This window comes from Nocardiopsis mangrovi (assembly GCF_042653925.1).
GTDB lineage: Bacteria > Actinomycetota > Actinomycetes > Streptosporangiales > Streptosporangiaceae > Nocardiopsis_B > Nocardiopsis_B mangrovi.
In genome coordinates this window covers 1-7,998 of record NZ_JBHSFQ010000065.1, presented here as the reverse complement: position 1 = coordinate 7,998, position 7,998 = coordinate 1, and the positions used below count along the sequence as shown (strand labels likewise).

Annotated in this window: 2 protein-coding genes; both read right to left on the bottom strand. The window is 76.3% G+C overall.

The window, feature by feature from the left end; all coding sequences use genetic code 11:
• The coding region (locus tag ACFO4E_RS29800) for a type I polyketide synthase (protein WP_378580615.1) at positions 1–5,449 on the bottom strand (5,449 nt) is incomplete at its 3' end.
• A gap of 85 nt (positions 5,450–5,534) precedes the next feature.
• Positions 5,535–7,998 (bottom strand): SDR family NAD(P)-dependent oxidoreductase (locus tag ACFO4E_RS29795; RefSeq protein WP_378580614.1); only part of this gene is annotated, 2,464 nt, incomplete at its 5' end.

Sequence of the window (7,998 nt, the reverse complement as noted above, 5' to 3'; positions counted from 1 at the left end):
TCCCCGCACGACCAGGATCGGAATCGAACAACGACCCCAGATCCCACCCCCGATCCACAGGAAAAGGCGCGACCGCGTCCACCCCCTCCGCCACCAACCGCCACAGATCCTCCGGCGACCCCACACCGCCCGGGAACCTGCACCCCATGGCCACCACCGCCACCGGCTCACCGGTGGGGACCACGGCGGCAAGCGCGGTGGGCGCGGCGGGGCGGCCGCCCGGCAGCTCCGCGTACAGATGGGCCGCGAGGGCCGCGGGGGTGGGGTGGTCGAAGACGAGGGTCGCGGGGAGCCGCAGCCCGGTGGCGGCGTTCAGCCGGTTGCGGAGTTCGACCGCGGTGAGCGAATCGAACCCGGCCTCACGGAAGGCGCGGTCCGCACCGACCCGGTCGCCGGACGGGTGGCCGAGGACCGCGGCGGCCTCCGCCCGGACCAGGTCCAGCAGTGCCGGTATCCGCTCTTGTTCGGGGAGCGTGGCGATCCGCTGGGCGAGGGCGTGCCGGTCGCCGGCCGCGTGGGCCGTCGTACGGCGGCCGGGGCGGACCAGTCCGCGCAGCAGCGGCGGCACGCGTCCCTGGGTATCGCGGACGCGCGCCGGCGTGAGGTCGAGCCGCGCCGGCACCAGCAGGGCATCATCGCCCCGGAGAGCGGTGTCGAAGAGCTCCAGCCCTTCGTCGGTGGTGAGGGGGCGCACGCCCTGCCGTGCCATCCGATCGCGGTCGGCTCTGCCGAGGTCGCCGGTGAGGCCGGTGCGCTGCTCCCACAGCCCCCAGGCGAGGGACACGGCGGGCAGCCCCTCGGCGCGTCGCCGCTGCGCCAAAGCATCGAGATAGGTATTGGCCGCCGCGTAATTGGCCTGCCCCGGATTCCCGAACACCCCCGACGCCGACGAGAACAACACGAACGCCGCCAGATCCAGACCCCGCGTCAACTCGTCCAGATGCCGCGCACCATCGGCCTTAGGCCCGAACACCGCGGCCAGCCGATCGGGCGTCAGATCGGTCAGCAGGGCATCGTCCAACGCCCCGGCCGTGTGCACCACCGCGGTCAGCGGATGCTCCGCCGCAACCCCCGCCAGCAGCGACGCCACCGCCGCCCGGTCACCCACATCACACGCCACCACCCGCACACGAGCACCGTGTTCCTCCAGCTCACCCACCAGCCCCGCCACACCCGCCGCCGCCGGACCTCGCCGACTCGCCAGCACCACATGCCGCACCCCGTGCACCCCCACCAGATGCCGGGCCACCGCGGCACCGAGCGTTCCGGTCCCGCCGGTGACGAGCACCGTGCCGTGGGGATCGAACGCCGGCCCCGTCCCGGCCGGCCCCGATGCCGTGCCGGCGCGGGCGAGGCGCGGGGCGAACACTTCTCCCGCCCGCACCGCGAGCTGCGGCTCGCCCAGGCCGGCGAGCGCGGGCAGCAGGGCGCGCGACGCCTCGTGGTCGTCGGTGTCGACGAGCACCATCCGGTCGGGGTTCTCGGACTGGGCCGAGCGGACCAGCCCCCACACGGCGGCGGCCGCGAGGTCGCGGACGTCTCCGGGTCCCACAGCGGGGACGGCGCCGCGGACGACGACCAGCAGCGGTGACGCCCCCTCCTGCGGGGCGGCGGAGCGTGCCTGGATCTCCGCCAGGACACCGGCGACCACCCGGTGGACTCCTTCGGGACCGTCGCCGTCGGCCGGGGCGGCGACCTCCAGCACGTCGGGTGCCGCCGGGCCGGGAGGGGCGGGTGGGGCCAGGGAGACCGGGACCCAGTCGATCCGGAACAGGGCGTCGGCGCCCGCCCCCGGCCTGGGGAGGGCGATGATCCGATCGGGATCGATCTCGCGGAACGCCAGAGACCCGATCGAGGCCACCGGCCGGCCCTCGGTGTCGGAGGCGAGCACGGTGATCGCGTCGCCTCCGTGCGCGGCGATCCGCACCCGCAGCCCGGTCGCGCCCGAGGCGTGCAGGCGCACGCCGTTCCAGGCGAAGGGCAGCGGGACACCGCCACCGGCTCCGGGGTCGCGCGGCGCGCAGAACCCGGCGGCGTGCAGGGCGGCGTCGAGCAGGGCGGGGTGGATTCCGAAGCGCTCCGCCTCGCCCCGGTGCTCGGCGGGGAGGGCGACCTCGGCCAGAACGGCGCCGTCGCACCGCCAGGCCGACCGCAGCCCGCGGAACGCGGGGCCGTAGTCGTAGCCCGCCGCGGCCTGGAGGTCGTAGAAGCCGGCGAGGTCGACCGGCTCCGCGCCGGCGGGGGGCCACTCCCGCTCGGCGGCGGGGTCAGGGGCGACGGCCGAGCGGTCCGGGGGATCGGCCGCGAGGAACCCGCCGGCGTGCCGCTCCCAGGTGCCGGAGGCGGCGGCGTCGCCGGCGCGGGAGTGGAGCCCGACCGGGCGGCGCCCGGAGGCGTCCGGGGGGTCGACGGCGACCTGGACCTGTACGGTGCCGTGCTCGGGCAGGACGAGCGGGGATTCGACGACCAGCTCGTCGAGCACGGCATGGCCGACTTCGTCACCGGCGCGCATCGCGAGTTCGACCAGTGCCGTGCCGGGGACCAGCACGGTCCCCGCGACCGCGTGGTCGGCGAGCCAGGGGTGCGTCGACCGGGAGACGCGCCCGGTGAACAGGACGCGATCCTCGCCGGCCTGGCGCACGACGGCGCCGAGCAGCGGATGGTCCGCCGCCCCCAGCCCCGCGGCGGCGAGGTCGCCCGCCGCGGCCCCCATGTCGAACCAGAAGCGCCGGCGCTGGAAGGCGTAGGTGGGCAGGTCGACGCGCCGGGCGCCCGGGAACACCGCCGCCCAGTCGACACGGGCCCCGTGCACGTGGGCTTCGGCCAGCGAGTGCGCGAACCGGCGTGGTCCGCCGTCGTCGCGCCGCAGGGAGCCCACGACGGCGACGTCCGCGGCGGTCTCCTGGATCGCGGCGGCGAGGACCGGGTGGGGGCTGCACTCGACGAACACGCCGTGGCCGTCGGCGGCGAGGCGGCGGGTGGTGTCGGCGAAGCGGACGGTCTCGCGCAGGTTGCGGAACCAGTACCCGGAGTCGAGCAAGGCGGTGTCGACGCGCTCCGCGGTCACCGTGGAGTAGAAGGGGATGTCGCAGGAGCGCGGGGCGATGGAGCCCAGGACGTCGGCGAGCTCGTCGCGGACCTCCTCGACCTGCGCCGAGTGCGACGCGTAGTCGACGGGGACGTCCTTGGCCCGCACGCCGCCGGCCGCGCAGGCGGCGGCGAGCTCCGCCAGGGCGCCGGTCGCGCCGGAGACGACCACCGACTCCGCACCGTTCACGGTCGCGATGGACAGGCGCTCGCCCCACGGTTCGATCAGCTCGCCGGCCCTTTCCTCGGGCAGGGCGACCGAGAGCATCCCGCCCCGCCCCGCCAGGGCGAGCAGCGCCTTGCTGCGCAGCGCCACCACGCGCGCGGCGTCGGGCAGCGACAGCGCCCCCGCCACACAGGCCGCGGCGATCTCGCCCTGGGAGTGGCCGACGACCGCCGCGGGCTCGACCCCGCACGAGCGCCACAGCGCGGCCAGCGACACCATCACGGCGAACAGCGCGGGCTGGACGATGTCGGCCCGGTCGAGCCCTGTTCCGCTGCGCAGGACGTCGGCGGGCGACCAGTCGACCAGGGGGGCCAGCGCCTCGGCGCAGGCGTCCATCGACGCGGCGAACACGGGGGAGGCGCCGAGCAGGTCCACCGCCATCCCGGCCCACTGCGAACCCTGGCCGGGGAACACGAACACGGCCCCGCCGGCGCCGGGGCGGGCCCGCCCCCGGATCGCGCCGGCGGCCGGGGCGCCGGCGGCGAGGGCGTCGAATCCGGCCCGGGCCGCCTCACGGTCGCCGGCCACGACGGCCGCGCGGTCGGGCAGCGCGGCGCGCCCCGCCGCCAGGGAGAAGGCGGTGTCGGTGAGGTCGTCGCCGCAGTGGTCGGCGAGGTGCGCGGACAGGCGCGCGGCCTGGGCCCGCAGGGCGTCGGGGCCGTGCGCCGAAATGGGCAGCACGACGGCGCCGGGCGGGCCGGAGACGCCGAACGGGGCGGTGGCGGAGCCGGCCGGCGCGGGTTCCCCGGGAGGGGCGGGTGCCTGTTCGACGATGACGTGGGCGTTGGTGCCGCTCACCCCGAACGCCGATACCCCCGCGCGGCGTGGGCGGCCGGTTTCGGGCCAGGCGCGCGCCCGGGTGAGCAGTTCGACGGCCCCCGCCGTCCAGTCCACGTGCGGCGACGGGGCGTCGACGTGCAGGGTGCGCGGCAGGAGTCCGTTGCGCAGCGCCATGACGGTCTTGATCACCCCCCCGACGCCCGCGGCCGCCTGGGCGTGGCCGATGTTGGACTTCAGCGACCCCAGCCACAGGGGGTCGCCGCGGCGCTCGCGCCCATAGGTGGCGAGCAGCGCCTGTGCCTCGATGGGGTCGCCCAAGGTGGTGCCGGTGCCGTGCGCCTCGACGAGGTCGATGTCGGCGCCCGTGAGGCGGGCGTCGGCCAGGGCGGCGCGGATGACGCGCTGCTGGGAGGGCCCGTTGGGCGCGGTGAGGCCGTTGGAGGCGCCGTCCTGGTTGACGGCCGTGCCGCGCACCAGGGCGAGCACGTCGTGTCCGTTGCGGCGGGCGTCGGACAACCGCTCCAGCAGCAGCACCCCGACGCCCTCGGACCAGGAGGTGCCGTCGGCGGCGTTGGCGAACGACTTGCAGCGGCCGTCGGGGGCGAGTCCGCGCTGCCGGGAGAATTCGGCGAACGCGCCGGGGAGCGCCATGACGGTGGCGCCGCCGGCCAGCGCCATGGAGCAGTCGCCGCGGCGCAGCGCCTGGGCGGCGAGGTGGATGGTGACCAGGGACGAGGAGCAGGCGGAGTCGATCGTGATGGCCGGGCCTTCGAGGCCGAGGACGTAGGCGACCCGCCCCGACGCGACGCTGCCGGCGATGCCGGTGCCCAGGTAGCCTTCCAGCTCATCGGGCACGGGGTGCAGCCGGGTGGCGAAATCGTGGTAGACGATCCCGGTGAAGACCCCGACGTCGCTTCCGCGCAGCGAGGCGGGGTCGATCCCGGCGCGTTCGAACGCCTCCCAGGACACCTCCAGCAGCAGCCGCTGCTGGGGGTCCATGGCCACGGCCTCGCGGGGGGAGATCCCGAAGAACTCCGGGTCGAATCCGGCCATGTCGTACAGGAACCCGCCTTCACGCACATACGAGGTGCCGGGGCGGTCGGGGTCGGGGTCGAAGAGGGCGTCGAGGTCCCAGCCGCGGTCGTCGGGGAAGCCGCCGATCACGTCGGCTTCGTCGGCCACCAGCCGCCACAGGTCCTCGGGGCGGGCGACTCCGCCCGGATAGCGGCAGCCCATGGCCACGATGGCGATGGGATCGTGTCGGTCGGCCTCGATCTCGCGCAGCCGCTGCTGCGAACGGCGGGCGTCGGCGAGAACGCGCTTGAGGTAGTCGCGGAGTCGCTGGTCGTCCGCCATGGTGAGTCGCTCCTCAAGGTGGCCGGTGCGGCGGACGTGCGTCGCCGCGTTCGGGTGAGCGGGCGGCCGGAGCCGTTCGCGGGGGTCAGGCGGGGCCGAACTCGCTGTCGATGAACTGGAACATCTCGTCGTCGGTCGCCGCGTCGAGGTCGAGGTCGGTGCCGTTGCCGGGGTTCGGCGTCGAGCCGCCCTCCCAGCCGGCCGTGAGGGAGCGCAGCCGCTCGGCGATCCGGGCGCGCAGGTCCGGGGCGGGGTCGGCGGCGGCCAGTGCCGCGGCGAGCGCGTCGAGCTCCGCGAGGACGGGCGGGGTGCCGGCTTCGGTGGTGGCGAGTTCGGTGTGCAGGAGGTCGGCGAGCGCGGTGGGGCTGGGGTGGTCGAAGACCACGGTGGCGGGGAGCACCGCCCCCGACGCGGCGATCAGCCGGTTGCGCAGTTCGACGGCGGTGAGGGAGTCGAACCCCATGTCGCCGAAGGCCCGGCCGGGGGCGACGGCGTCGGTGCCGGCGTGCCCGAGCACGGCGGCGGCCTCGGTGCGGACGAGGTCGAGCAGGACGCGGCGGCGCTCGGCCGGCGGCAGGCCGGCGAGCCGGGCGGCGAGTTCCCGTGCCGCTCCCCCGTGCTCGGCGTCCGCCGTGGCGGGTCCGGAGGTGTCGAGCAGGGCGCGTACCTCGGGGAGTCCGTCGAGCAGGGGGCTGGGCCGCATGGAGGTGAACCGGGGGGCGAATCGGTCCCAGTCCATGTCGGTGATGGCGAGGCAGGGGTGGGGGTCGCCCACCGCCTGGGCGAGCGCGCGCACCGCGGTCTCGGGTTCCATCAGGACCAGGCCCGACCGTTCGAGCCCTTGGCGCACGTCGGCGGAGAACGTGGACATGCCGCCGCCGTCCCAGGCGCCCCACGCGATCGAGGTCGCCGCGCGGCCCCGTGCCCGGCGCCGTTCGGCCAGGCCGTCGAGGTAGGCGTTGGCAGCGGCGTAGGCGGCCTGTGTCCCGCTCCCCCAGACCGCGGCGTTGGAGGAGAACAGGACGAAGGCGTCGAGGTCGCGGTCGCCGAGGAGGCGGTCGAGGTGCGCGGCGCCGGCGGCCTTGGCCGCGAGGACGTCGGCGGTCTCGGACATGCCGGTCTCGGCCAGTGGCGACTGCCGGGCGACCCCGGCGGCGTGGACCACGGCGGTGAGCGGGGGGCGGCCGGGCGGGTCCTCGATCAGCCGGGCGACGGAATCGGGGTCGGCGATGTCGCACGCGGCGAACGTCACGCCAGCTCCCAAGGCGGTGAGGTCGTCGGCGAGTGCGGTCGCTCCTTCGGCCGCGGCCCCGCGGCGGCCGGCCAGCACCAGGTGCTCGGCGCCGTTGCGCGCGAGCCATCGGGCCACGTGCGCGGCCACGCCGCCGGTCCCGCCCGTGATCAGCACGGTCCCCCGGGGGCGCCATGGGCGTTCGGGGCGATCGCGGGGGGCCGGGGCGTGCTCCAGCCGTCGGGCGAGGGCGCCCGATGCGCGGACCGCGACCTGGTCTTCGGCGGTGTCGCCCCTCAGGAGCGCCACCAGTCGGCGCGCGGCGGGGTCGTCGACGGTGGCGGGCAGGTCGACCAGGCCGCCCCACCGGCCGGGGTGTTCCAGGGCGGCGACGCGGCCCAGGCCCCACACCGCCGTCTGCGCGGGATCGGTGTCGGGGTCCGCGCCGCCCGGGGACACCGCTCCGCTGGTGGCGCACCACAGGGGGATGGTCAGCTTGAGGTCGTCGACGGCTTGGACCAGGGCCAGCGTGGCGCCGAGCCCGGAGGGGAGGACGGGCAGCCCGGGGTGGTGGCCGGGGAGGAGGGCGAGCAGGGACAGCAGGAGATCGGGGGCGCGGTCGTCGGGGAGGTGGCGGCGCAGGAGCCGCGCCAGGTCCTGGCGGTCGAGGTCCGCGGGCCCGACCGGGATCGTCAGCACCCGCACGCCCAGTGCGGTGAGCCGGCCGAGGAGTGTCGCGGCGGTCGGGGGGTGCGGCGGAGTGCCGGGGGGCGCGAGGCCGGCGTCGGGGACGAGCACGGCCCACGTGCCCGGGTCGCGCGGGAGCGGGGGGTCGGCGAGGGGTGTCCAGGTGACGCGGTAGCGCCAGGAGTCGATCCTGGCCTGCTCCCGCTGCCGCCGGTGCCAGCCGGCGAGGGCGGGCAGCACCGTGGAGAGCGCGGCGCGGTCGGCTGGATCGGTGAGCGCGAGTTCGCGGGCGGCGAGGTCGGTGTCGTCTCGATCGGCGGCGTCCCAGAAGCGGGGGTCGGTGCCACCGGCGGCGGGGGCGGGCCCGGCGGATTCCGTCAGCCAGTGGCGTTGTCGTTGGAAGGCGTAGGTCGGCAACCCCACCCGGCGCGCACCCGACCCCTCGAACACCACACCCCAATCCACCCCCACCCCCCGCACCCACAACTCCCCCATCGAACACAACAACCGCCGCATCCCACCGTCACCGCGCCGCAGCGTCCCCACCACCACCGACGGACCACCACCCGCTTCCTCCACCACCCCCTCCACCGCACCCACCAACACCGGATGCGCACTCACCTCCACAAAA